This window comes from Asanoa siamensis (genome assembly GCF_016862555.1).
Lineage (GTDB): Bacteria > Actinomycetota > Actinomycetes > Mycobacteriales > Micromonosporaceae > Asanoa > Asanoa siamensis.
In genome coordinates, this window is the sequence record NZ_BONE01000019.1 from 48,895 (window position 1) to 71,663 (window position 22,769).

At 72.1% G+C, this 22,769-nt stretch carries 26 protein-coding genes and 1 pseudogene; 11 read left to right on the forward strand and 16 right to left on the reverse strand.

The annotated features are described in order from the left end of the window. Positions 1-159 precede the first annotated feature (159 nt). From Asi02nite_RS13805 to Asi02nite_RS13830, 6 genes and pseudogenes are all read left to right on the forward strand, one after another. Entirely contained in the window at positions 160-909 is a 750-nt protein-coding gene (locus tag Asi02nite_RS13805) for an MBL fold metallo-hydrolase (RefSeq protein WP_203713069.1), read from the forward strand. Between the two features lie 74 nt (positions 910-983). Then, positions 984-2,129, forward strand: a complete 1,146-nt coding sequence (locus Asi02nite_RS13810) for a glycosyltransferase family 4 protein (RefSeq protein ID WP_203713071.1) — start codon at positions 984-986, stop codon at positions 2,127-2,129. Then, complete coding sequence (locus Asi02nite_RS13815) at positions 2,126-3,286, forward strand: glycosyltransferase (RefSeq protein WP_203713073.1); 1,161 nt, start codon at positions 2,126-2,128, stop codon at positions 3,284-3,286. The genes Asi02nite_RS13810 and Asi02nite_RS13815 overlap by 4 nt, the downstream gene beginning before the upstream one ends. A 10-nt stretch (positions 3,287-3,296) precedes the next feature. Beyond that, complete coding sequence (rph, locus tag Asi02nite_RS13820) at positions 3,297-4,025, forward strand: ribonuclease PH (RefSeq protein ID WP_203713075.1); 729 nt, start codon at positions 3,297-3,299, stop codon at positions 4,023-4,025. Continuing rightward, complete coding sequence (gene rdgB / locus Asi02nite_RS13825; protein WP_203713077.1) at positions 4,022-4,636, forward strand: RdgB/HAM1 family non-canonical purine NTP pyrophosphatase; 615 nt, start codon at positions 4,022-4,024, stop codon at positions 4,634-4,636. The genes rph and rdgB overlap by 4 nt, the downstream gene beginning before the upstream one ends. Before the next feature lie 235 nt (positions 4,637-4,871). After that, positions 4,872-5,792 (forward strand): annotated as a pseudogene (locus tag Asi02nite_RS13830) (AraC family transcriptional regulator); the annotation flags it as partial. A 6-nt stretch (positions 5,793-5,798) separates the two neighbouring features. Here Asi02nite_RS13830 and Asi02nite_RS42740 read toward each other — a convergent pair. From Asi02nite_RS42740 to Asi02nite_RS13840, 3 genes are all read right to left on the reverse strand, one after another. Then, positions 5,799-5,948 carry a DUF6186 family protein gene (locus Asi02nite_RS42740; protein WP_373312258.1) on the reverse strand — a complete coding sequence of 50 codons (150 nt, stop codon included), beginning with the start codon at positions 5,946-5,948 and terminating at the stop codon, positions 5,799-5,801. 47 nt (positions 5,949-5,995) lie between these two features. Then, entirely contained in the window at positions 5,996-6,403 is a 408-nt protein-coding gene (locus tag Asi02nite_RS13835; RefSeq protein WP_203713081.1) for a hypothetical protein, read from the reverse strand. 114 nt (positions 6,404-6,517) lie between these two features. After that, on the reverse strand, positions 6,518-7,429 hold the full coding sequence (locus Asi02nite_RS13840) for an alpha/beta fold hydrolase (protein ID WP_203713083.1): 912 nt from the start codon (positions 7,427-7,429) through the stop codon (positions 6,518-6,520). 116 nt (positions 7,430-7,545) lie between these two features. Here Asi02nite_RS13840 and Asi02nite_RS13845 point away from each other — a divergent pair, with 116 nt between their 5' ends. Together Asi02nite_RS13845 and Asi02nite_RS13850 are read left to right on the forward strand one after the other, a co-directional pair. Then, on the forward strand, positions 7,546-8,115 hold the full coding sequence (locus Asi02nite_RS13845) for a helix-turn-helix domain-containing protein (protein WP_203713085.1): 570 nt from the start codon (positions 7,546-7,548) through the stop codon (positions 8,113-8,115). A gap of 74 nt (positions 8,116-8,189) precedes the next feature. Further along, positions 8,190-9,062, forward strand: coding sequence for an aldo/keto reductase (locus Asi02nite_RS13850; protein WP_203713086.1), 873 nt, complete (start codon positions 8,190-8,192; stop codon positions 9,060-9,062). 246 nt (positions 9,063-9,308) lie between these two features. Here Asi02nite_RS13850 and hutH read toward each other — a convergent pair whose 3' ends face one another. The 6 genes from hutH to Asi02nite_RS13880 form a co-directional block, all read right to left on the reverse strand. Further along, positions 9,309-10,847 (reverse strand): histidine ammonia-lyase, encoded by a 1,539-nt coding sequence (gene hutH, locus Asi02nite_RS13855; protein ID WP_203713088.1) that lies wholly within the window; start codon positions 10,845-10,847, stop codon positions 9,309-9,311. Beyond that, positions 10,844-12,010 (reverse strand): imidazolonepropionase, encoded by a 1,167-nt coding sequence (gene hutI / locus Asi02nite_RS13860; protein ID WP_373312254.1) that lies wholly within the window; start codon positions 12,008-12,010, stop codon positions 10,844-10,846. The genes hutH and hutI overlap by 4 nt, the downstream gene beginning before the upstream one ends. Then, on the reverse strand, positions 12,007-13,344 hold the full coding sequence (locus Asi02nite_RS13865; protein WP_203713092.1) for a formimidoylglutamate deiminase: 1,338 nt from the start codon (positions 13,342-13,344) through the stop codon (positions 12,007-12,009). Before Asi02nite_RS13865 ends, hutI begins: the two co-directional genes overlap by 4 nt. A gap of 73 nt (positions 13,345-13,417) precedes the next feature. Continuing rightward, positions 13,418-14,689: an allantoate amidohydrolase gene (locus Asi02nite_RS13870; RefSeq protein ID WP_203713094.1), complete on the reverse strand. Its 1,272-nt coding sequence runs from the start codon at positions 14,687-14,689 to the stop codon at positions 13,418-13,420. A gap of 4 nt (positions 14,690-14,693) precedes the next feature. Next, entirely contained in the window at positions 14,694-16,328 is a 1,635-nt protein-coding gene (gene hutU / locus Asi02nite_RS13875) for a urocanate hydratase (protein WP_203713095.1), read from the reverse strand. 10 nt (positions 16,329-16,338) lie between these two features. Further along, entirely contained in the window at positions 16,339-17,199 is an 861-nt protein-coding gene (locus tag Asi02nite_RS13880) for a MurR/RpiR family transcriptional regulator (protein WP_203713096.1), read from the reverse strand. Between the two features lie 89 nt (positions 17,200-17,288). Between Asi02nite_RS13880 and Asi02nite_RS13885 the strand changes: the two genes are divergently transcribed. The 3 genes from Asi02nite_RS13885 (at position 17,289) to Asi02nite_RS13895 (ending at position 19,562) form a co-directional block, all read left to right on the forward strand. Continuing rightward, a complete protein-coding gene (locus Asi02nite_RS13885; protein WP_203713097.1) occupies positions 17,289-18,122 on the forward strand; it encodes a class I SAM-dependent methyltransferase in 834 nt (277 codons plus the stop codon). Positions 18,123-18,146: 24 nt separating this feature from the next. Beyond that, the gene (locus tag Asi02nite_RS13890) at positions 18,147-18,935 is read left to right on the forward strand and encodes an MOSC domain-containing protein (RefSeq protein ID WP_203713098.1); all 789 of its coding nucleotides are present in this window, start codon (positions 18,147-18,149) and stop codon (positions 18,933-18,935) included. Between the two features lie 69 nt (positions 18,936-19,004). Continuing rightward, positions 19,005-19,562, forward strand: coding sequence for a dihydrofolate reductase family protein (locus Asi02nite_RS13895; RefSeq protein WP_203713099.1), 558 nt, complete (start codon positions 19,005-19,007; stop codon positions 19,560-19,562). Between the two features lie 29 nt (positions 19,563-19,591). On the opposite strand, the gene Asi02nite_RS13900 is transcribed toward Asi02nite_RS13895, so the two are convergent. From Asi02nite_RS13900 to Asi02nite_RS13930, 7 genes are all read right to left on the reverse strand, one after another. Then, entirely contained in the window at positions 19,592-19,879 is a 288-nt protein-coding gene (locus tag Asi02nite_RS13900) for a DUF1905 domain-containing protein (RefSeq protein ID WP_203713100.1), read from the reverse strand. A gap of 36 nt (positions 19,880-19,915) precedes the next feature. Further along, complete coding sequence (locus Asi02nite_RS13905; protein WP_203713101.1) at positions 19,916-20,353, reverse strand: hypothetical protein; 438 nt, start codon at positions 20,351-20,353, stop codon at positions 19,916-19,918. A gap of 81 nt (positions 20,354-20,434) precedes the next feature. Continuing rightward, entirely contained in the window at positions 20,435-20,872 is a 438-nt protein-coding gene (locus tag Asi02nite_RS13910; protein ID WP_203713103.1) for a hypothetical protein, read from the reverse strand. Between the two features lie 14 nt (positions 20,873-20,886). Beyond that, complete coding sequence (locus Asi02nite_RS13915; RefSeq protein ID WP_203713105.1) at positions 20,887-21,354, reverse strand: EndoU domain-containing protein; 468 nt, start codon at positions 21,352-21,354, stop codon at positions 20,887-20,889. A 33-nt stretch (positions 21,355-21,387) separates the two neighbouring features. Next, complete coding sequence (locus tag Asi02nite_RS13920) at positions 21,388-21,882, reverse strand: WXG100-like domain-containing protein (protein WP_203713107.1); 495 nt, start codon at positions 21,880-21,882, stop codon at positions 21,388-21,390. Position 21,883: 1 nt separating this feature from the next. After that, on the reverse strand, positions 21,884-22,204 hold the full coding sequence (locus Asi02nite_RS13925) for a PE domain-containing protein (protein ID WP_203713109.1): 321 nt from the start codon (positions 22,202-22,204) through the stop codon (positions 21,884-21,886). Continuing rightward, positions 22,201-22,596, reverse strand: coding sequence for a YbaB/EbfC family nucleoid-associated protein (locus Asi02nite_RS13930; RefSeq protein WP_203713111.1), 396 nt, complete (start codon positions 22,594-22,596; stop codon positions 22,201-22,203). The genes Asi02nite_RS13925 and Asi02nite_RS13930 overlap by 4 nt, the downstream gene beginning before the upstream one ends. Between the last annotated feature and the right edge of the window lie 173 nt (positions 22,597-22,769).

Below are 22,769 nucleotides of genomic sequence, written 5' to 3' on the forward strand. Positions count from 1 at the left end.
ATCCGACGCTGCGGTGTCACCTTCGCGACAAGTTGGATCAGTTCTTTCATCCGCCTGAGGAGCACGGCGTAGGCTGCGCAGCGTGACAATCTCGTCGACCACGATCTTGCGCCTCCGAACGGTCGGCGGGCCTGTCAACCGCGTGCCGGGAACGTCCGGATGCGCCTGACGATCCTCGGCTGTGCCGGCAGTTTTCCCGGCCCCGAGTCGGCCTGCTCCGCGTACCTTCTCGAGGCCGACGACTTTCGGCTCCTCGTCGATTTCGGCACCGGCTCACTTTCCGCGCTGCAGCGCTATTCGAGCCTCCACGGCATCGACGCCATCCTGCTCACCCACCTGCACTGCGACCACATGTCGGACGCCTGCGACTACATCGTGGTCCGGCGGTACGCACCCGAGGGCGCCTACCCGCCCATCCCGGTCTACGCGCCCGCCGGTGCCCCGGCCCGGATCGCCGCCGGCTACAACAACGAGGTCGAGGACGCGCTCGACGACGTCTACACCTTCTACGGCCTGCAGCCGGGCTCGTTCCCGATCGGCCCGTTCCAGGTCGTCGTCGACCGGGTCAACCACCCGGTGGAGACCTACGGGGTGCGCATCGAGCACCAGGGCCGCGCGCTGGCCTACTCGTCCGACACGGCGCCGTGCGAGGCGTTGCTGCGCCTGGCGCACGGCGCGGACGTGTTCCTCTGCGAGGCGAGCTACCTCGACGGCGCCGACAACCCGCCGGACATCCACCTGACCGGCGGCGAGGCGGGCGAGGTCGCCACGAAGGCCGGCGTCGGCCGGCTGCTGCTGACCCACCTCGTCACCGCGTGGGGGAGCGAGGCGCTGACGTTCGAGGCGGCCTCCGCGACGTACCAGGGTCCGGTCGAGATCGTCCGCCCCGGCGCCCGCTACGAGATCTGACCCTTCAGGCACTGTTCGCCGGATCGACAACCGGCCTTCGTCCCTAGCACCGGACCGGCGCACACGGTGTGCCCATGCGTATCGCGCTCATCACGGAGTCCTTCCCGCCGGACGTCAACGGCGTAGCGAACTCCGTCGTCCGCGTCGCCGAGCACCTCGTCGCCCGCGGCCACCAGCCGATGGTGATCGCGCCCGCGCCGTCCTCGTCGGCCCGCGGGGTGACCGGCCCCCGGTCGTACCCGGTCGTCCGCATCCCGAGCGTCCCCCTGCCCCGCTACCGCGGCTTCCGGTTCGGCATGCCCAGCGCCCGGCTCACCGACGCGCTCATCGCGCACGCCCCGGACGTCGTACACCTGGCCAGCCCGTTCTTTCTCGGTGCCCGCGGCGTCGCCCTGGCCAACCAGCGCAACCTGCCGACCGTCGCGGTCTACCAGACCGACATCGCGGCCTTCCTGCGCAACTACCGGCTGGGCTGGGGCGAGGACATCACCTGGCACTGGATCCGGACGATCCACAACGGCGCCGACCGCACGCTGGCGCCGTCCTCGACCTCGGTGACCGACCTGGCCGAGCAGGGCATCCACCGGGTGCACCGGTGGGGCCGCGGCGTCGACACGGTGCGGTTCCACCCCAGCAAGCGGAGCAAGGCGGTGCGGCGGGCGCTGGCGCGCGACGGCGAGGTGCTGGTCGGGTACGTGGGCCGGCTGGCCGCCGAGAAGCGCCTCGACCTGCTGGCGCCGCTGACCCGGATGCCCGGCGTGCGCCTGGTGGTGGTCGGTGACGGCCCGGGCCGCAAGGACGCCGAGAAGGCGCTGCCCGGCGCGGCATTCCTGGGCCAGCGCGGCGGCGACCAACTCGCCCGGATCTACGCGAGCCTCGACGTGTTCGTGCACGCCGGCCCGCACGAGACGTTCTGCCAGAGCGTGCAGGAGGCGATGGCCAGCGGTGTCGCGGTGGTCGCGCCGGCCGCCGGCGGGCCGGTGGACCTGGTCCGGCCCGGACTGACCGGCACGCTGGTGCCACCCGGCGACGCGACCGCGATCGCCGACGCGGTGGGCGCGCTCGCCGGAGACGCGGAACTGCGGCAGCGGTACGGCCTGGCGGCGCGGGACGCGGTCGCGGGGCGCACCTGGGCGGCGATCGGCGACGAGTTGATCGGGCACTACGCGGAGGTGCTCGCCGCGCGGGCGGCCCGGCCCCGGCTGGCCGTCGCCGCATGAGCTCGCTAGCGGCCGGGCTGCGCATCGTGCGGCTCGCCAACTTCATCATGCCCCGGTCCGGCGGGCTCCGGACGGCCCTGCGCAGCCTCGGCGCCGGCTACCTCGCCCACGGGCACCAGCCGATCCTGGTGATGCCGGGGGAGCGCTACGCCGACGAGGAGACCGACCAGGGCCGGGTGATCACCCTGCCCGGCCCGATGGTGCCGTTGACCGGCGGCTACCGGGTGCTGGTCGGCCGGCGGCCGCTGGCCCGGCTGCTGGACAGCCTGGCGCCCGACCGGCTCGAGGTCTCCGACCGCAGCACGCTGCGCTGGACGGGGCGGTGGGCCCGGGACGCCGGTGTGCGCAGCGTGATGGTCTCCCACGAGAGCCTGGCGGGGCTGCTGCGGATCTCCGGGCTGCCGGGCGCGGCCGGGCGGCGGGCGGCGGACGCGCTCAACGCGCGCAGTGCCGACGCGTACGACACGATCGTCTGCACCACCGGCTGGGCCGCCGAGGAGTTCGTCCGCATCGGGGTGCCGGTCCGGCGCGCCCCGCTCGGCGTCGACCTGGACACCTTCCACCCGCGGCGGCACGACGAGGCGGTCCGGGCGCGCTACGCCGGCCCCGCCGAGGTGCTGCTGGTGACCTGCACCCGGCTCTCGCCGGAGAAGAAGCCGGAACTGGCCGTCGACGCGCTGGCGGCACTGCTCCGCGCGGGCGTGCCGGCCCGGCTCGTGGTGCTGGGCGACGGCCCGCGGCGGCCGGCGCTGGAGGAGCGGGCGGCCCGGCTGCCGGTCACCTTCGCCGGTTTCCTGCCGGACCAGACCGCGGTCGCGGCCCTGCTGGCCGGCGCCGACGTGGTGATCGCGCCGGGTCCGGTGGAGACCTTCGGGCTCGCGGCGCTGGAGGCGCTGGCCTGCGGCACGCCGGTCGTGGTCAACGCGGCGAGTGCGCTGCCCGAGGTGATCGGCCCGGCCGGCGCGGCCGCACCGGGCAACGGCCCGGAAATGGCCGCCGCGATCACCGGCCTGCTCGACCAGGACGAGAGTTTCCGGAGGTCACGGGCCCGCGCCCGGGCGGAGGAGTTCAGCTGGCCGGCGGCGACCGCCGGTTTCCTCGCCGCCCACCGGGCCGCGGTGGCGGGGCGCGCGCGGGCCGACGTGGAGGCCGCCTAGGCTGGCCCCCATGGCTCGACCAGACGGGCGGCGACCCGACCAGCTGCGACCGGTGACGATCACTCGACAGTGGAGCATGCACCCCGAGGGCTCGGTGCTGGTCGAGTTCGGCGACACCCGGGTGTTGTGCACGGCGAGCGTGACCGAGGGGGTGCCGCGCTGGCGCAAGGGCAGCGGCCTCGGCTGGGTCACCGCCGAATACGCGATGCTGCCCCGGGCGACCACGACCCGCTCCGACCGGGAGAGTGTCAAGGGCCGGGTCGGCGGGCGTACGCAGGAGATCTCGCGCTTGATCGGCCGTAGCCTGCGGGCCTGCGTCGACCTGAAGTCACTCGGCGAGAACTCGATCGTCCTCGACTGCGACGTGCTGCAGGCCGACGGCGGCACGCGGACGGCCGCGATCACGGGAGCGTACGTCGCGCTGCACGACGCGGTGACCTGGATCGCCGGCCGCAAGCTGCTGGCCGGCAAGATCGAGGAGGCGCTGCCACGCTCGGTCTCGGCCGTCAGCGTCGGCGTCATCGACGGCGAGCCCCGGCTGGACCTGATGTACCTCGAGGACGGCGCCGCCGACGTCGACATGAACGTGGTCTGCACCGACACGGGCGACTTCGTCGAGGTGCAGGGCACGGGCGAGGCGGCGGTGTTCAACCGCTCCGAGCTGGACGCGCTGCTCGACCTCGCGGTGGCGGGCTGCGCCGCGCTCACCGACGCCCAGCGCAAGGCGCTCGCGGCATGAGCAAAAAAATGCTGCTGGCGACGAACAATGCCAAGAAGCTGGTCGAGCTGCAGCGCATCCTGGACAAGGCGCTCGGCGGCGGCGCGATCGAGATCGTGAGCCTGAAGGACGTGGAGCCCTACCCGGAGCCGGCGGAGACGGGGCTGACGTTCGCGGAGAACGCGCTGCTCAAGGCGCGCGAGGGGGCGAGCCGCACCGGCCTGCCGACCATCGCCGACGACTCCGGCATCGCGGTCGAGGCGCTCAACGGCATGCCGGGCGTCCTGAGCGCGCGCTGGGCCGGCAAGCACGGCGACGACACGGCCAACAACGAGTTGGTGCTGTCGCAGATCAGCGACTTCGCCGACGAGCATCGCGGCGCGGCGTTCGTCTGTGCGGTCGCGCTGGTCACGCCGGGCGGCCGGGAGCACCTGGTCGAGGGCCGCCAGCAGGGCTCGCTGCTGCGGGCGCCACGCGGCGCGGGCGGCTTCGGCTACGACCCGCTCTTCCTCGGCGAGGGCCAGGAGCGCACCAACGCGGAGCTGACGCCCGAGGAGAAGGACGCGATCAGCCACCGCGGCAAGGCGTTGCGCGCCCTCGCCAAAGTCATCGCCAAGGAGAACCTCCGCTAGATCAACGGCTTGCCTGCTCGGGCTCGCGGCGGTCCGGACCGTCGCTCCCGCCAGACACCGCTTCGCTGCCAGGCTCGCCGTTGGTCACCCTGACCCCACCAGCCCCACCCGCACTGAGCGCGCCCGACCGCGGACCCGGCAGCGCAGCGAAGCGGAGCGGTGTCTGGCGGGAGCGACGGTCAGCGCCGTCGTGGACCCGAGCCAAAGGCATCGATTATCTCGGTAAGTTGGGTCAATGGATGCTCTGGCCGGGCTGTTGGACGGGCCGCGGGCGCGACAGGCGTTCCTGTTGCGGTGCGTGCTCGATCCGCCGTGGTCGCTGCGGATCCGCGACGAGGCGCCCTTGTCCATCGTGTCCGTGGTGCGCGGCGACGCCTGGGTGACCTTCGACGGCGCCGACCCCGTGCGGCTCGAGCCCGGTGACGTCGCCGTCATGCGCGGGCCTGACCACTACACCGTCGCCGACGACCCCGGCACCGTGCCGCAGATCGTGATCCATCCCGGGCAGCGGTGCACCACGCTCGACGGCCGCGAGTTGCACGACGAGATGGATCTCGGCGTGCGCACCTGGGGCACCAGCGCCGACGGCGCGTCCGTGCTGCTCACGGGCACCTACCAGGTCAACGGCGAGATCAGCGAGCGGCTGCTGCGGGCCCTGCCGACGCTGGTCGTCGTGCGCCGGGGCGACTGGGACAGTCCGCTCGTCGGGCTGCTCGGTGACGAGATCACCCGCGACGAGCAGGGGCAGTCCGCCGTGCTCGACCGGCTGCTCGACCTGCTCCTCATCGCCGTGCTGCGGGTCTGGTTCGACCGGCCCGAGGCCGCGGCGCCCGCCTGGTACCAGGCCCAGAGCGACCCCGTCGTCGGGCGGGCCCTGCGCATGCTGCACAACAACCCGGCCCATCCGTGGACCGTGGCGTCGCTCGCGGCGCGCAGCGGGCTCTCCCGGGCGGCGCTCGCGCGGCGCTTCACCGACCTGGTCGGCGAGCCACCGATGTCCTACCTGACCGGCTGGCGCCTCGCGCTCGCCGCCGACCTGCTGCGGGAGCCCGACGCGACGGTGGCCGCCGTGGCGCGACAGGTCGGCTACGGCAGCGCGTTCGCGCTCAGCACGGCCTTCAAGCGCGTCCACGGGGTCAGCCCGCAGGAGCACCGCAAGAGGTCAGCGGGCCAGGAAGTGGTAGCCGATCCAGGCCCACCAGCCGAGCACCAGGACCCGGCCGAGGGGCGTACGCATGGCGGCGGTCAGCGCGGTCGCCAGCGGCTGCGGGCCCCGGCCGCGACGGCGGCTGACGAGGTCCACGACCAGCATCGCGGCGAAGATGGCGACGAAGCCCGTGATGAGGATGTAGCGAGGACTCACCGGGTCGCCACCCAGGCTCCGGTGCTCAGCCAGATCACGTAGCCGACCACCCGGGCCGGATAGTTCTCCAGCACCGGGTCGAACGCGAGGCTCAGCGTCGGGTGGGCCTGGTCGTTGCCCCACCCGAAGGCGACCAGCTCCCAGACGCAGAACAGGCCGAGCAGGGTGAACCAGATCGCGACCGTGGATCTGGTGGTGTGCACGGTCCGGTTCGGGACGCGCCGGGTGCCCCAGACGATCAGGGCCAGCCCGGGCACGAGCACGGTGAACGACGCCGGCAGGGTCAGCGGGCGGGCGATCGCGGCCACCAGCGCGTAACCCACGATCATGACGACCACGGCGGCGTACCTGTTCAGGAGGAGGGGACGGCTGGCGGTCTCCTCATGTCGCTGCGACTCCACCATCAGCTCAGTTTGCCGAAGATCACCCTTGCCGGGATGCTCATTCGCGCGTGAGTTGCGGCTCAAGGCCCCATCGGTCGCGACTGATGATGCGGAACCAGCCAGTGCGACCCGTGATCAGCCTGCGGCGGCCTTGATCGCGGCCGCCGCGGCGGCGGGCTGGTCGTGGTGGACGTAGTGACCGGCGTCGTCGACCACCACGTGCTGTCCGCGCGGGTAGGCGGCCGCGGTCTGGTCGGCGAGTTGCGCGGCGCGCACTTGCAGCGCGGGCAACTTGCCGCGGGTGGCGGTCAGGATGGTCAGGGGCACGTCCGGCGTCTTCGCCGCGGCGCGGGCCCGCCGCGCGACGGCGACCCGGGTGGCGAGCCGGTTCTCCGTGCGGATGCCGGCGACCTGACGGAGCTCCGCGTACGAGGCGCGATAGGCGTCGAGCACCAGCGCCTGGACCTCGGGATCGTCGCTGCAGACCTCCGCGGTGCCGCGGCCGAAGGCGGTGAGCCGCTTGTCGAACCGGCCGACGGCCTTGAGCAGCACGATCCAGTTGAGCATCAGGTCGGACCCGAGCCGCAGCCGGACGGGGACCTCGGCCATCACCTCCTCGTGGGTCGGGTCGACCAGCACCAGGCCGGCGACCTTGGCGGGCTTGGCGGCGGCGGCGAGCTGGACGAGCAGGCCGCCCCAGCTGTGCCCGACCAGCAGCGCGGGGCCGTGCCGGTCGAGCATGGCGATCAGATCCTCCACCTGGGACGCCAGCGTGGTCCGGGGTGCCGGGTCGCTGAACCCGAGGCCGGCGCGGTCGTAGGCGACGAGGTGGAAGTCGGCGGCGAGCGCGGGCAGCACGGGACCCCAGTCGAGGACGGTGTCGCCGGCGCCGGCCGCGAGCAGGATGGTCGGGCCGTCGCTGGACGTCTCGACCCAGCGCAGGCGGCGGCCGCCGGGCCGGGGCAGCTCGCCGACCTCGAAGCCGGCGCCGGGCGCCAGCGCCGAGAGAGCCGTCATCACCAGGTCGCGCTGCCGCCCGTTCGCCATCCGTCTGCCTCCTGAATTCGAGAGAATTCTTTCGAAACGATATTCTCGAAAGGTTGGACCCGAAACAAGAGAGGATTTCGCACGCAGTGAGCGGACGACTGCGGGGAGCGGCAGCGATGCGGGCTCTCGCGCATCCGACGCGGATCGCGCTCATGGAGGCGTTGCGCCTGCACGAGACGCTGACCGCCACCGAGGCGAGCGCGCTGATCGGGGAGACCCCGACCAACTGCGCGTTCCACCTGCGTGCCCTGGCGAGGTTCGGGTTCGTCGAGGAGGTCGGGGCGGGCCCCGGCCGGCGCCGCCCGTGGCGCGCCCTCGACGTGCCGCTGGCGTTCTCGGACGTGCAGGGCGACGAACAGTCCACGGCTGCCGCCCGCGCGTTGTCCGATGTGCTGATCCGGCACTGGCTCGACCGGCTGCAGTCGGCGCAGGCCAACCGGCACGCCGAGCCGGTCGAGTGGCAGGACGTGCTCGGCGGCTCCAGCACGGTGGTGCACGGGACCGTCGACGAGGTGCGCGACCTGGTCGCGGAGATCCGGGCGGTGCTGGGGCGTTTCGACGACCGGCTGCGCGACCCGGCCGCCCGGCCGGACGGGTCCCGCCCGGTCGAGGTGCTGCTCTTCGCCCAGCCCTACGGCGAGGGTGAACGCGCAGGGCCTGGTGTCGCGGCTCCAGGTTCGGCGTGAAGACTGGTGGCTGTTGTTTGCTGACCGCCAGATCAGGGCCGGCGTTGGCCGCCGGCTCGCTGAAGGGCTGAACCGTGTCCATTCCCCCGTTGACGCTGGGCGCCTCCATGCTCGGCAACCGTGCCGAAGGCGTCGAACTCGCCACCGCCCTGCTCCGCTCGCCGTACGGCGCCGTCGACACGTCCAACAACTACGCCGACGGCCGCAGTGAGTCGCTGCTCGGTGACGCGCTGCGGTCGTGGTCGGAGCCGACCGCCCCCGCGACCCTCTATTCCAAGGCCGACGCGGACCCCACCACGGGCGTCTTCGACGGCGACCGGGTGTGGCGCTCGTGGGAGGAGACGACGAAGCGGCTCGGCGTGGAGCGGCTGCCGATGTACCACCTGCACGACCCTTACGGCATGACGGTGGCCGAGGCCGCGGCGCCCGGCGGGGCGATCGAGGCGCTGGTCGCGCTCCGCGCGCAGGGCCTCGTCGGCTCGATCGGCATCGCGGCGGGCCGCCGCCGGCTCGTCGAGGAGTACGTGCGCACCGATGTCTTCAACGCGGTCCTGACCCACAACCGCTACACACTGGTGGACCAGAGCGCAGCCGGCATCATCGAGGCGGCGACGGAGCGCGGCATGACGGTCTTCAACGCGGCCCCGTTCGGCGGAGGCATCCTGGCGGGTTCTTCTCCGGACCGCTACGCCTACCAGCCGGCCCGCCCGGAGGTCCTGGCGTTCGTGTCGAAGCTGTCCTCCCTGTGCGCGTCGTGGGATGTCCCGTTGGCCGCGGCGGCGTTGCACTTCTCGCTGCGGTCGCCGCTGGTGCACTCGACGGTGGTCGGGGTGTCGTCCTTGGCTCGGTTGGCGGCGCTGGACGAACTGGTCGCGGTCGAGGTGCCGGACGGGTTCTTCGAGGCTGTCGGTGAGCTGGGGACGCCGCCGGTGGCGCTCGACGAGTGAACTGACCGCGGTAGGCACCCGGACGCCTCGTCGAAGCCTCTTGCCGGCGGCTCGCGGCGGCCCGGCCACTGCGCCGGGCGTCGCGCGGCCGGTCGCTGCGCCGGGCCGATGGCGGCCCGGTCACCCGCCGGCCCCACGGCGGCAGGGGACCGCGCGGCCCGGTCACTGCGCCGGGCGCCGCGCGGCCCGGTCACTGCGCCGCGCCCACGGCGGCCCGGTCAGGCGCCGGGCCGCCGCACTGGCCGGTCAGCTCAGGGGGCCGAGCTCCGTCTCGATCGCCGTGCGTAGGTCCGGTCCGCTGACCAGTGCGCGCGCACCCTCGATCGTCGGCGCCAGGAAGACGTCGGGGCCCGGGGTGCCCGCGAAGCGGGCCACCGCCGCCGTCGCGAGCGCCCCCGCCGGCGACGGGGTGAGCGGCGCCCGGAGCTGGATGCCGCGCACCGCGGCCAGCAGCTCCACGGCCAGCAGGCTGGTCAGGTTGTCGAGGACGGTACGCAGCTTCTTGGTCGCCGCCCACCCCATCGACACGTGGTCCTCCTGCATGCCGCTGGTCGGCAGCGAGTCGACCGACGCGGGCGACGCCAGGCGGCGGTTCTCGGCGACGATCCCGGCGGCCGTGTACTGCGCGATCATCAGCCCCGAGTTGACCCCCGCGTCCGGGGACAGGAACGGCGGCAGCTCGCGGGACCGGGTCACGTCGAGGAGGCGGTCGACCCGCCGCTCGGCGATGGCGCCGACCTCGGCCGCCGCGATCGCCAGGTAGTCGGCCGCGAAGCCCAGCGGCGCCCCGTGGAAGTTGCCCGTCGACTCGACCCGGCCGTCGGGCAGGACGATCGGGTTGTCGACCACCGAGCGGAGCTCGCGGCCCGCCACCTGGGTAGCGAACTCGAGCGTGTCGCGCGCCGCGCCGGCCACCTGCGGGGCGCAGCGCATCGAGTACGCGTCCTGCACCGCGTGGACCAGGTCGTCCCGGTGGGAGTCCATAATGGCCGAGCCCTGCAGCAGCCGGTAGATGTTGGCCGCCGACGTGGCCTGGCCCGGGTGGGGCCGGATCGCGTGCAGCTCCGGCATGAACGGCCGGTCGGTGCCGAGCATCGCCTCGATCGACAAGGCGGCGGTCAGGTCGGCCATCGTGAACAGGTGCGCGGCGTCGCCGAGCGCGAGCAGCAGCATGCCGAGCATGCCGTCGGTGCCGTTGACCAGCGCCAGGCCCTCCTTGGCGGCCAGCGTGATCGGGCGCAGGCCGGCGCGGCGCAGGGCCTCGCCGCCGTCGATGCGGGTGCCGGACTTGTCGAGGACCCAGCCCTCACCGAGCAGCACCAGCGCGCAGTGCGCCAGCGGGGCGAGGTCGCCGGACGCGCCGAGCGAGCCGTGCTCGGGCACCCACGGCGTCACGTCGGCATTGAGCAGGTCGACCAGCGACTGGGCGACCAGCGGCCGGACGCCGGAGCGGCCCATCGCCAGCGATCGGATCCGCAGCAGCATCATCGCCCGGACGACCTCGCGCGGCATCGGGGCGCCGACGCCGGCCGCGTGCGAGCGGATCAGCGCGTGCTGCAGCTCCGCGCGCCGGTCGCTGGCCACGAACGTGTTGGCCAGCGAGCCGAAGCCGGTCGAGACGCCGTAGACCGGGCGCCCCGACTCCTCGATGCGGTCCACGTGGGCCCGCGACTCCGCCATCGCCTCGACGGCGGTGGGGTGCAGCTCGACGAGCGCGGCCCCGCGGGCCACGGCATGGACGTCGGCGGGCGTGACGCCGGTGGGCAGGACGGTGACAGTCGTCATTGCGGGACTCCGTTGTGCAGGACCTTGGTGACCAGCGGGACGCCGGGCCGGTAGGCCAGGTGCAGATGGGTGGGCGCGTCGAGCAGCACGAGGTCGGCCCGTGCACCGGGGCGGATCACGCCCACGTCGTCGCGGAGCAGCGCCCGGGCGCCGCCCGCCGTGGCCGCCCAGACCGCCTCGGCGGGCGTCATGCCCATCTCGCGGACGGCGAGCGCGATGCAGAACGGCATCGAGGAGGTGTACGAGGATCCCGGGTTGCAGTCGGTCGCCAGCGCGACGGTGGCGCCGGCGTCGAGCAGCCGCCGCGCGTCGGGATAGGCGGACCGGGTGGAGAACTCGGCGCCGGGCAACAGCGTCGCCACGGTACGCGACGCGGCCAGCGCGTCGATGTCGTCGCGGGACAGGTGCGTGCAGTGGTCGGCGCTGGCCGCCCCGAGCTCCACCGCGAGCTGCACACCGTCGCCGGGGCCGAGTTGGTTGGCGTGCACGCGTACACCCAGGCCCGCGTCCTTGCCCACCGTCAGGATCGCCCGCGCGTGGTCGGGATCGAAGGCGCCCTTCTCGCAGAACACGTCGATCCAGCGGGCATAGGGGCGCGCCGCCCGCAGCATCGGCCCGCAGACCAGCCCGACGTAGTCGTCGGCCCGGTCGGCGTATTCGGGCGGCACCACGTGGGCGCCGAGGAACGTGGTCTCCCGGCTGAACTCGGCGGCGATCCGCAGGGAGCGGGCCTCGTCGGCGACCGTCAGCCCGTACCCACTCTTGATCTCGATCGTCGTGGTGCCCTGGCGCAGCGTCTCGGCCCGCAGCCGGGCCACGTTGTCGCGGAGCACGTCGTCGCCGGCGGCGCGGGTCGCGGCGACCGTGGTGCGGATGCCCCCGCCCGTGTAGGCCTCGCCGGCCATCCGCGCGGCGAACTCGGCGGCCCGGTCGCCGGCGAAGACGAGGTGCGCGTGGCTGTCGACGAAGCCGGGCAGCACCGCGCCGCCCTGCGCGTCGATCCGCCGGTCGGCGGCCGGCGCGTAGCGGCTCGGGCCGATCCAGGCGACCTCGCCCTCTTCGACGAGCACCGCCGCCTTGCGCCGGATGCCCAGCGGGCCACCCTCGCCGGTGCCGGGGATGTTGGTCACCAGTTCGCCGATGTTGTCGACCAGGAAGGTCACCACAGGCTGCTCACCGCCTCTTCGAGCGCCGCCGGCACGTCTATCCGGACATGGTGCCCCTCGCGTACGACGACCCGCCCGTCGACCACCACCGTGGTGACGTCGGCGGCAGTCGCGGCCAGCGGCACACCGACCGGCGGGGCGCCGGCCGTACGCGGGCTCGCGGTGTCGACCGTGACCAGGTCGGCCCGTTCGCCGACCGCGATGCGGCCCACGTCGGCCCACCCCAGCGCGGCCTGGCCGGCCACCGACGCGGCCCGGACCAACTCGGCCGGCATGAAGTGGCCGCGCCGCTCGGTGCGCAGCCGCTCGCCGGCCTCCAACGCCCGCGCCTCCTCGAACAGGTCGATCACGGCCTGGCTGTCGCTGCCAAGCGAGAGCGGGCTGCCGGCGTCGGCGAGCGCCCGGGCCGGGCCGATGCCGTCGGCGAGGTCGCGTTCGGTGGTCGGGCAGAAGCAGACGCCCGTGCCGGTGTCGCCCAGCAGCGTGCGGTCGAGGTCGGTGAGGTGGGTGGCGTGTACGGCGGTCGACCGCGGCCCGAGGATGCCGCTGTCGGAGAGCACCTCGGTCGGGGTGCGCCCGTAGGCCGCGAGGCAGGCCTCGTTCTCGGCCCGCTGCTCGGAGAGGTGGAAGTGCAGCGGGCGCCCGGCGGTGCGTTCGGCGAACTCGGGGAGGAGGGCGGCGGGCACGGCCCGGACCGAGTGCAGCGCGGCGCCGATCCGGACCGACTCGGTGTTGTCGGCGTTGGCGTCGTCGAGGCGGGCCAGCCGCTCGAGGTAGGCGTCGAGGTCCTGGTCGCCGAACCGCCGTTGGACGCCCTCCAGCGGGGCACCGTCGGCCGACGAGGTCAGGTAGAGCGTGTCGAGCAGCGTGATCCGGATGCCGGCCTGCGCCGCCGCCTCGATCAGCACCGTGCCCATCACGTTGGGGTCGACGTAGGGCTCGCCGTCGACGTCGTGGTGCAGGTAGTGGAACTCGCCCACGGTGGTGATGCCGGTCAGCGCCATCTCCGCGTAGGTCGCCCGGGCCAGCGCCAGGTAGCGGTCGGGGTCGAGCCGCCCGGCCAGCGCGTACATCCGGTCGCGCCAGGTCCAGAAGCTGCCCCGGTCGTCGGTGGTGCGGCCGCGCAGCGCACGGTGGAACGCGTGCGAGTGGGCGTTGGCGAGCCCCGGCAGGGTGAGCCCCCGGAGCCGGGTCGCACCGGCCGGCGGCGTCGCGACGCCGACCGTGATGGTCGAGAACCGCGAGTCGACCACCTCGATCACCACCCGGTCGGTCGGCGCCTCGTCGGACCCCAACCAGGCCCAGTCGGCGTACCACAGCCCATCGCTCATGCCCGCTCCTCACTTCGTGAGGAGCGGCAGGAGCTCCGATCACTGAGCTGGCCAGTTCGCTCGCTCCGCTCGCTCATTTTGCGACCCCCTCGTCATGATCAACGAGTGGCGTGCTGGACAGTTCCTCCAGCACGCGGGCCAGCGCCTCGACGCCCGCGGCGCAGTCGGCGTCAGCGGCCGTCTCGGCCGGCGCGTGGCTGACACCGGTGGGGTTGCGGACGAAGAGCATCGCCGTGGGTAGGTGCGCGGAGAGCACCCCGGCGTCGTGGCCCGCACCGGTCGGCAGGATCGGCACGCCGCCGAGCAGCCCGGCCAGCCGCGCGGCCAGACCCTCGTCGAACCGCACCTCGCCGGTCGTCGACTCGGCGGTGAACCGGATCCCGGTGCCGTCCCGCCCGGCCCGTTCGGTCGCCTTCTTCGCGACCGCCTCGACCAGCGCGGCCAGTGTCGCCTCGTCGGCGGCCCGGGCGTCGAGCCAACCGCGTACGGCGGACGGGATCGCGTTGGTCGCGTTGGGGGTGACCTCGACCCGCCCGACGGTCGCGTGCGCGTCCCGGAGCCGGGCCTCCTTGTTGGCGGCCAGCACCGTGAAGGCGTAGGTCAGCATCGGGTCGCGCCGGTCGCTCATCAGCGTCGTGCCGGCGTGGTTGCCCTCGCCCTCGACGTCGAACCGCCACCGCCCGTGCGGCCAGATCGCGCTGGCCACCCCGACCGGCGCGGCCAGTGCGCGCCCCTGCTCGACGTGCAACTCGACGTAGGCGTCGAAGCCGGCGACCAGGTCGGGCCGCGCCCCGGCGGGAGCGGCGCCCAGGACGTCGCCCAGGGCGAGTCCGTCGCGGTCGGTGAGCTCGGCGGCCCGCGCCGGGTCGATCGCCCCGGTCAGCAGCCGCGACCCGAGGCAGGCGACCCCGAACCGCGACCCCTCCTCCTCGGCGAACGCGGCCACGGTGATCGGCCGCGCGGGCCGGAAACCCCGCGCCCGCAACAGGTCGACCGCGAGAAAGGCGGACACGATCCCGAGCGGCCCGTCGAACGCCCCACCATGCGGCACAGAGTCGAAATGACTCCCGGTCAACACCCCACCGGGCCCGTTGCCGTCCCCGCGGCCGGAGACCGCCCCCGACGCCCCGGCGGCCGGAGACCAGGTGGCGAAGAGGTTGCCGTTGCCGTCGTGGGTGACCGGCATGTCGCGGGACGCGGCCTGGGCATGGAACCAGTCGCGGAGCGCGACCTCGGCCGGCGACCAGGCGAAGCGCAGGTAGCCGCCGTCCGGTGCGCGGCCGATGCCCGACAGCTCCGCCCACACCTCGCGGAAGGTGTGCACCAGGTCAAGGTCGCTGGACATCAGGTCACTCCGCCATCGGGACGCGGACGCCGCGCTCGGTGGCGACCTCGACGGCGCGGTCGTAGCCCGCGTCGACGTGGCGGATGACGCCCATGCCCGGGTCGTTGGTCAGCACGCGCTCGATCTTCTGGCCCGCCCGGGCCGTGCCGTCGGCGACGCAGACCTGGCCCGCGTGGATCGAGCGGCCGATGCCCACGCCGCCGCCGTGGTGGATGGACACCCACGACGCGCCGCTCGCGGTGTTGACCAGCGCGTTGAGCAGCGGCCAGTCGGCGATCGCGTCGGAGCCGTCGGCCATCGCCTCGGTCTCGCGGTAGGGCGAGGCGACCGACCCCGCGTCGAGGTGGTCGCGGCCGATCACCAGCGGCGCCGAGATCTCGCCGGAGGCGACCATCTCGTTGAACCGCACGCCGGCCTTGTCGCGCTCGCCGTAGCCCAGCCAGCAGATCCGTGCCGGCAGCCCTTGGAAGGCGACCCGCTCGCCGGCCATCCGGATCCACCGGGCCAGCGACTCGTTCTCCGGGAACAGGTCGAGCACCGCCCGGTCGGTCGCGGCGATGTCGGCCGGGTCGCCGGAGAGCGCCGCCCACCGGAACGGGCCCTTGCCCTCGGCGAACAGCGGCCGGATGTAGGCGGGCACGAAGCCCGGGAACGCGAACGCCCGGTCGTAGCCGCCCAGCTGGGCCTCGCCGCGGATCGAGTTGCCGTAGTCGAAGACCTCGGCGCCCGCGTCGAGGAACCCGACCATCGCGGCCACGTGCGCCGCCATCGACGCCCGCGCGCGGTCGGTGAACTCCTCCGGCTTCGCCGCCGCGTAGTCGGGCGCGTCAGCGAGGTCGACGCCCTCCGGCAGGTAGGACAGCGGGTCGTGCGCGCTCGTCTGGTCGGTCACGATGTCGATCTCGACGCCCCGGCGCAGCAACTCGGGAAACACGGTCGCCGCGTTGCCGACCACGCCGACCGACAGCGGGCGCCGCGAAGCCTTCGCCTCCAGAGACAAGGCGACAGCCTCGTCCAGCGACCCGGCCACCACGTCGAGATAGCGGGTCGCGACCCGGCGGTCGAGCCGTGTCTGGTCGACGTCGACGATCAGGCAGACGCCGTCGTTCATCGTGACCGCCAGCGGCTGCGCCCCGCCCATGCCGCCGCACCCGGCGGTCAGCGTCAGCGTGCCGGCCAGCGTCCCGCCGAACCGCTTCTCGGCGACGGCGGCGAACGTCTCGTAGGTCCCCTGCAGGATCCCCTGCGTGCCGATGTAGATCCACGAGCCCGCGGTCATCTGCCCGTACATCGTCAGTCCGAGCTTCTCCAACCGCCGGAACTCGGGCCACGTGGCCCAGTCACCGACGAGGTTGGAGTTGGCCAGCAGCACCCGGGGCGCCCACTCGTGGGTGCGGAAGACGCCGACGGGCCGCCCGGACTGCACGAGCATGGTCTCGTCGTCGCGCAGGGTGTCGAGCGTACGCACGAGCGCGTGGAACGACGGCCAGTCGCGCGCGGCCTTGCCCGTGCCGCCGTAGACCACCAGGTCGTCGGGCCGCTCGGCCACGTCGGGATCGAGGTTGTTCATCAACATCCGCTTGGCGGCCTCCTGCGGCCACCCCAGGGCGGTGATGGCGCTCCCACGCGGTGCACGCATAAACGGCCTCCTAGCTCACGAACAACTGACGGCGGGACGCGGAACGTTCGAACTCTTCGAGGCGCTGCTGCGACTCGGCCGGGGCGGCGTCGCAGAGGGCCTGCAGCAGCACCATGGCCAGCGCCATCGGCGCCGCGTGCAGGTCGAAGACGAGTTGGGCGCCGACGGCGGCGGTCAGCACCACGTCGGCATGGTCGGCGGCGGGGCCGACCGCGGAGTCGGTGATCAGCACGACCGACAGACCGTCGGCCCGGGCGGCGGCCAGCGCCTCGATCGCCTCCCGCGGGTAGCGGGGGAGCACGAATGCCAGCAGCGCCGTCGCCCCGGCTGCCCGCGCCTGGTCGACGCGGTCGGCGAGCATGCTGCCCCCGGTGTCGAGCAACCGCACGTCGGGATGGACCTTGGCGGCGAAGTATCCGAAATAGCCGGCCAGCGGCGCCGCCGACCGCAGCCCGAGAACAGGCAGGGGCCGGCTGGCGGCCAACAGCGAGCCGGCCTCGACGAGTCGCGACGAGTCACCCAGCCGACCGGCCAGATCGTGCAGATTGTCAGCCTCGGACCGCACCGCCAGCTGGAACTCGTTGTCCCCGTCGGGCTGGGCCCACCCGATGTCGATCCGCGGACTCACCAGCTCCCGCAGCTTGCGCCGCAACGCCGGATAGCCGTCATAGCCCAGGGCCAGCGCCAGCCGCGTCACGCTCGGCTGCGAGACCTGAGCCAACTCGGCGACCTCGGACGCCGACAGATAGGCGGCCGACGTGGCATTTTGCGCCAGGCAGTGCACGATCCGCCGCTGGGTCGGCGTCAGCCGCGCCCCACGGAAGAGATCCACCACCCGAACGCCTTCATTCACATCGGGCAGCGTATGCATAGAAGTATTCAAAGACAAGTACGAGACGCGATACTGCGATGACGGTTAGCTGTGTGATCCAGCTAACAGCGTCTGGTACAACTTCCGGGGTGAACCGGACGAGACTTCGCCGAGCCATCGCCCGCACACCCCTGGCACCCGTCGCGGCTTTCCCCCAACGGCTGCACCGGGTGGCCCGCTACGACGCCCGGGTCATCGGCACGTCGGTGCGCTGGCTCTTCACCTCCCGCGAGCACCACAACTACACGTACGAGCTGACGAAGTTGTCCCGGGAGCATTTGGCCTGGTTCGTCAGCATCACCTGCGCGGTGCCGGTCGCCACGGTCCGCGGCTATTTCGCCGAGATCGACAACGACACGGCGCTGCGCGGCCACATCGAGTCGGCCACCGCCGCGTCGGCCCGTCGTGGTCTCGCCGACAAGCACGTCAGATACGCCAGGCGCATCGGCTGGTACGCGATCGTGCGCGCCAAACGCCCCGCGCACGTCGTCGAGACCGGCGTCGACAAGGGCCTGGGCACCTGCGTGCTGGCGGCGGCCCTGCTGCGCAACACGGCCGAGGGCTCGCCGGGCACCGTGACCTCGCTCGACATCAACCCCGAAGCCGGCTATCTCGCCCGCACCGCACCCTGGAACGGCGTCGTCGACCTGGTCATCGGCGACTCGATCGCCTCCATCGGCGCCCTGGACCGCAAGGTCGACATGTTCCTGCACGACAGCGACCACAGCGTGGCGCACGAGCGGCGCGAGTTCGAGGCCGTCGAGGCCAAGCTGGCACCGGGCGGCATGCTGCTCACCGACAACGTCACCGTGACGAACGTGCTGGCCGAGCACGCGGAACGCACCGGCCGCCGGTTCCTGGCCTACCGCGAGACCCCGTCACGGCACTGGTTCCCGGGCGACGGAATCGGCCTCGCCTGGTAGCCGCGTCGATGGCACCCTGAAGCGATGCGACTGGGCGCCATCTACACGTACCCCGTGAAGGGTTGTCACCGCGTCACCCACGACGGCGCGCGGGTCGAGCCGTGGGGCCTGGCCGGTGACCGCCGCTGGATGATCGTCGATGCCGACGGCGTGGGCGTGACCCAGCGGGAGACCGCCGCGCTCGTCTTCCTGAGCGCGGCGGTCGAGCCGGGTGCGCTGCGACTGGCGGCTCCGGGCCGCGAGCCGATCACGATCCAGGAGCCATCACCCGCGTACGACCTGGGCGTCAAGGTCTTCAAGAGCCGGACCGACGTGCTGCCGACGCGGCCCGCGGGCGCCGAGGCCGACGCCTGGCTGAGCGATTTCCTGGGCCGGCCCGTGCGGCTCGTGTTCCAGCACGACCCCACCGTGCACGCCTGGGGCCCGATGACGTTCGCCGACGGGTCGCCGTTGCTGCTCGCCAACGAGGCCTCGCTCGACGCGCTGAACGACTGGCTCGTGGAGGCGGGCGACGAACCGGTGCCGATCACCCGGTTCCGGCCCAACGTGGTCGTGTCGGGCGCGCGCCCGTGGGCAGAGGACCTGTGGGTCGGCGGCCGGCTACGCATCGGCGCGGCGGTGTTCCGCGCGGTCGGGCTCTGCGACCGCTGCGTGGTGACGACGATCGACCAGGAGACCGCGGCGAAGGGCAAACAGCCGCTCCGCGCGCTCGGCCAGCATCGCAACATCGACCAGGGTCTGATGTTCGGCCTCAAGCTGGTGCCCGACGAGCCGAGCGCGATCACGCTCGGCGACCCGGTGGAAATTGTCTGACCGTTGCTGTCGAATGGCCGCGGACGGCTCCGACCTCGTTGGTGAAGGGAACACACGAGGAGGAGCACGATGCGCAAGCTGATCTACTGGGTGCACACGTCGGTCGACGGCTTCATCGACGGCCCGAACGGCGAGTTCGACTGGACGACGATGGGTCCGGAACTTTCGGCGTACGCGGACGAGGTCCACGACCGCGTCGACACGTTCCTCTATGGTCGCGTCGTCTGGGAGATGATGTCCGGTTACTGGCCGACCGCCGACACGGACTCCGACCACCCGCACGACATGAAGTTCGCGTCGATCTGGCGCTCAACCCCGAAGATCGTTTTCTCGCGTACGCTGCGCGGCCCGCTCGACTGGAACGCAAGCCTGATCTCGTCGAACGTGGCGGAGTCGGTGGCCGACCTGAAGTCCGGCCCAGGTAAGGATCTGCTCCTCAACGGCGGCTCGGCGATGGGCGCGGTGCTGGCGGACCTGGGCTTGATCGACGAGATCCAGGTAATCGTCCACCCGGTCACCCTCGGCGGCGGCAAGCCGCTGCTGCCGGTAGGCCGCCAGGGCTTGAACCTGGTGGGAACCCGCACGTTCGACAACCGCGCGGTGCTGCTCAACTACACGCCCGCGTAAGTGGTGTCGACGCTCGGTGACGGTCCGGGTCAGACGTCCAAGGTCAGCCGGACCGTCACGGTGTCACCGACATCGACCCGCTCAGCCTTCCGCACGGCGGTCTTGATGGGCACGATGTACGCGCCATCCTTGGGCCAGAGCGAGGTGGTGTAGTCAGTGGCCCCCACCCGCACAGCGACAGGAATCATCCCCCACCCGTAGGTCACAAGATCAGCGTTAGCGGCGATCTCGACACAATGGGCTTGGGGCACAGTCACAAAATGCCACGGAGCGGGCCCCCTCCAGAACCAGATCTCGCCGTCAAACTCCAGATCCATGCGGCCCACCATAAGCGCGAAGGGCGCGGACCGCGCTCAACAAAGACGGCCGCGATAGGGATGCGCCCGGTGCCAGGTCTCCTCCCAGAGCCGCACCTCGGCCTCCGCTTCGGGAAGTTCCGGCCAGTAGTCACGCACGTACCCGGACACGGGCCTGCTGACGAGAAATTTCAAGTAGTCCTCGACGACCTGCCGGTACTCCGCGAAGGTGTACTCACCGCGCTCGTCATCGGCCCACCGATTACTGAACATCACCCGGTGGCGGTTCAACGTCAGGTCGTAATGCGCACTGCTCCACGGCTCAACGGCGCGCCCGCGCGCAACGTCATCGACCATCGCGAGGGCGCCGAGGCACACGCCCATCAAGCTGGAGATGTCGATGACGGCCCACGCACCAAGCGCCCGAAAACGCTGATCATCAACCTCGAACCGCGGGGTCCCCAGATCGCTGACCCAGAACCGAACGATCGTCATGGGCCCGGCCAGCCGCGCACGCTCAGACGCGCGTGGGGCGGAAACGGGTGAAGGTCATGGGTCCGCTCGTGAGTCGCTGGATCAGAAAAGACGGCCGCGGTACGGGTGGCGTCGCTCCCAGGTTTGCTCCCACAGGAGCAGTTCGGCCTGCCATTCCGGCAGTTCGGGCCAGTACGGCCGGACAAGGTCCGGGTTCTCGGGACGGGCAACGAGAAACCGCCAATAGTCCTCGAGCACCGGCCTGACCTCGCTGAGCGGATAGTCGCCCTCCTGACTCGAATATGGGCTGTTGAACCGCAGGCCGTTCGCGTCGATCGACACGTGGTAGTTGTCGCTGCTCCACGGCTCGACCGGACGCCCGTTGGCTGCGTCGTCCACGGCCGCCAAGGCGTCGAGACAGACGGGAAAGTAGACCGAGATGTCGCCGGTGATCCAGGAACCGAGCGCGGTGTGGCGCGCGTCGGCCGCCTCGAACAACGGCAGGTTGTAGCGGTCAAGGGAAAAGCTGATGAGGCTCACTGAGTGCTCCACTATCAGGTCACCGGCCAGCCGTGTCCCACGTCGCCGTTGTGGTAGAAACCTTCGATCGTGATCCCACGGTAGTCGCCGCGCCATCGGTTGCTGCCGGGTATGGGACTCGAACGCTGGAACGCGGTGCTGATCGCCTTGTCCACTTCACTCGGCGTCCAGTGATCGGGGAAGAAGCTGCTGAAGCCACCGAACCCGGACTTGCCACGCCAGGCACCGTTGGGTGGCACCTTCGGGTCGAAGTACTGGACCTTGGCGCGGTAGGTGCCGGTGGCCCGGTTGCGAGTGACGGTCGCCGGGTCGATCCTTCGGTTCGGCCAATCCCTGCCACCGGGCCGGTAGTGATAACCCGCACCCAACATGGCGCCTGGGTGATGGTGTCCCTTGAAGACGTGATCTCGCGCCCACGGCCTCATGCGCCCAGGGCGCTCACGCCGGTTGGCTTTCCGCAGATATTCCAGCGCCGCACGCATGAGTTTGCCGCCGGATCTCCTCTTGGCCAACGGTTAGGCCTCGAGGAGGGTGCTGATCACCTCGTCGAAGAGGCGGGCTACGAGCGTCCGGGTGATCGCCTGGAAGATGGGGATCTCCGCCAAGGACGCGCCGAACGTCACCGGTGACGTCGCGATCGCCTGGGCTATCTGGATTGCCAGGATTGTCAGCTGCGCGATCACCGCCACCTTCAACCCGAGCACGATCGTGCCGCAGATGATTAGGCCCGTGCCCGTCAACGTCGAGGCCGGCAGGCCGTCCCGGAGGCTCGCCAGCGGGCTGTCCTCGTTGGTCCACCATTGCTGGAACGCCGTGATGTCGGCGCCCGCGTTCGTTGACCAGACCGGCGCCGCCGTTGCCTGGGCCGAGGCCGTCAAATCCGACAGCGTTGACCCGAAGCGCAGCCACGCCTGGCCCATCTCGAAGAGCTTGTCCTCGTCGGCCTCCGGCCACGTGTAACCCAGCGCGCCCAACAGCGACACCAGCTCACCCGGCAACTCGAGCGACATCTCAACCCCCGAACGCGTCGAAGGCGCCGCGGACGCGTTCTTCGACCTCTCGGTAGCTCGATGCCATGTCGCCCAGGTCGAAGCCCGCCGCGTCGACCTCGTCGGCGGCCGCCGCGAAGCATTCGAATGCGAACGACGCCACCTCCTCGTGGGCCGCGCCGATCAGCGCGCCGATCTCGTCGGCGCCCCAGGGCGCGCCGAAGCCGGCCAGCTCCGCCTCGAAGGCGCGGAGCGCCGCGAAGAACTCGCCCGCCACCCGCGACAGTTCCTGGCCCGAGATGCCCAGGGCGGCCGGGTCGACGTGGAAGCCCGGGCTGCTCATCGCGCGTCGTCGGCCCGGCGGGCCAGCCGCGACTGCGCGTCCAGGAGCGACTCCGTGAACGCCGAGAACTGCCGGACCGTGCTCTCCTGGATCTCGCGCAGCTGACCGCCGAGTGCGCCGAGGTCGACGGCATCGCCGCCCACTCCCGCCTGGGTGCGCAGGTCGGTCAGGGCCGCGTTGACCGCCGCCGTCAGCTCCGCGGCCAAGGACGCGAGATCCAATCCCAGCACCGCGGGATCCAGCTCGATGCCGGTGACCTGGCCCGGCATCGCCGCCCGCGCCACGATCAGCCCGTCGGCCGCCACCCCTTCGCCCACCGCCGCCGGCGTCGCGCCCGTGGACAGGGCGGCGAGCGTCCCCAAGATATCCGTCAACCCCGATGCGTCAGTCACGTCACGCACTGTAAGACGTCGATGCATCCACCGTGACGGACAAAGTGGACGACGAGTCAATCATGGGATGAGTATTGACGGTGATCCACGGACTCTGTGACCATTCCGTCACGACATCGAAACTCTCGCAACTCTGAATATGCCTAGAAGCGCTGGTCGAGTACGTGGTGCCG

Bases quoted from the DNA above. Each gene is read 5' to 3' on its own strand.
- Asi02nite_RS13920 (WP_203713107.1), bottom strand. From the start codon at position 21,882: ATGTCGCTCGAGTTGCCGGGTGAGCTGGTGTCGCTGTTGGGCGCGCTG.
- hutH (WP_203713088.1), bottom strand. From the start codon at position 10,847: ATGACGACTGTCACCGTCCTGCCCACCGGCGTCACGCCCGCCGACGTC.
- Asi02nite_RS13890 (WP_203713098.1), top strand. From the start codon at position 18,147: ATGCGACTGGGCGCCATCTACACGTACCCCGTGAAGGGTTGTCACCGC.
- rph (WP_203713075.1), top strand. From the start codon at position 3,297: ATGGCTCGACCAGACGGGCGGCGACCCGACCAGCTGCGACCGGTGACG.
- Asi02nite_RS42740 (WP_373312258.1), bottom strand. From the start codon at position 5,948: ATGCTGGTCGTGGACCTCGTCAGCCGCCGTCGCGGCCGGGGCCCGCAG.
- Asi02nite_RS13915 (WP_203713105.1), bottom strand. From the start codon at position 21,354: ATGCGTGCGGCGCTGGAATATCTGCGGAAAGCCAACCGGCGTGAGCGC.
- Asi02nite_RS13840 (WP_203713083.1), bottom strand. From the start codon at position 7,429: ATGGCGAACGGGCGGCAGCGCGACCTGGTGATGACGGCTCTCTCGGCG.
- Asi02nite_RS13900 (WP_203713100.1), bottom strand. From the start codon at position 19,879: ATGGATCTGGAGTTTGACGGCGAGATCTGGTTCTGGAGGGGGCCCGCT.
- hutU (WP_203713095.1), bottom strand. From the start codon at position 16,328: ATGCGTGCACCGCGTGGGAGCGCCATCACCGCCCTGGGGTGGCCGCAG.
- Asi02nite_RS13925 (WP_203713109.1), bottom strand. From the start codon at position 22,204: ATGAGCAGCCCGGGCTTCCACGTCGACCCGGCCGCCCTGGGCATCTCG.
- Asi02nite_RS13870 (WP_203713094.1), bottom strand. From the start codon at position 14,689: ATGTCCAGCGACCTTGACCTGGTGCACACCTTCCGCGAGGTGTGGGCG.
- Asi02nite_RS13845 (WP_203713085.1), top strand. From the start codon at position 7,546: ATGCGGGCTCTCGCGCATCCGACGCGGATCGCGCTCATGGAGGCGTTG.
- Asi02nite_RS13880 (WP_203713096.1), bottom strand. From the start codon at position 17,199: ATGCATACGCTGCCCGATGTGAATGAAGGCGTTCGGGTGGTGGATCTC.
- Asi02nite_RS13835 (WP_203713081.1), bottom strand. From the start codon at position 6,403: ATGGTGGAGTCGCAGCGACATGAGGAGACCGCCAGCCGTCCCCTCCTC.
- Asi02nite_RS13805 (WP_203713069.1), top strand. From the start codon at position 160: ATGCGCCTGACGATCCTCGGCTGTGCCGGCAGTTTTCCCGGCCCCGAG.
- Asi02nite_RS13895 (WP_203713099.1), top strand. From the start codon at position 19,005: ATGCGCAAGCTGATCTACTGGGTGCACACGTCGGTCGACGGCTTCATC.
- rdgB (WP_203713077.1), top strand. From the start codon at position 4,022: ATGAGCAAAAAAATGCTGCTGGCGACGAACAATGCCAAGAAGCTGGTC.
- Asi02nite_RS13815 (WP_203713073.1), top strand. From the start codon at position 2,126: ATGAGCTCGCTAGCGGCCGGGCTGCGCATCGTGCGGCTCGCCAACTTC.
- Asi02nite_RS13865 (WP_203713092.1), bottom strand. From the start codon at position 13,344: ATGAGCGATGGGCTGTGGTACGCCGACTGGGCCTGGTTGGGGTCCGAC.
- Asi02nite_RS13905 (WP_203713101.1), bottom strand. From the start codon at position 20,353: ATGACGATCGTTCGGTTCTGGGTCAGCGATCTGGGGACCCCGCGGTTC.
- Asi02nite_RS13810 (WP_203713071.1), top strand. From the start codon at position 984: ATGCGTATCGCGCTCATCACGGAGTCCTTCCCGCCGGACGTCAACGGC.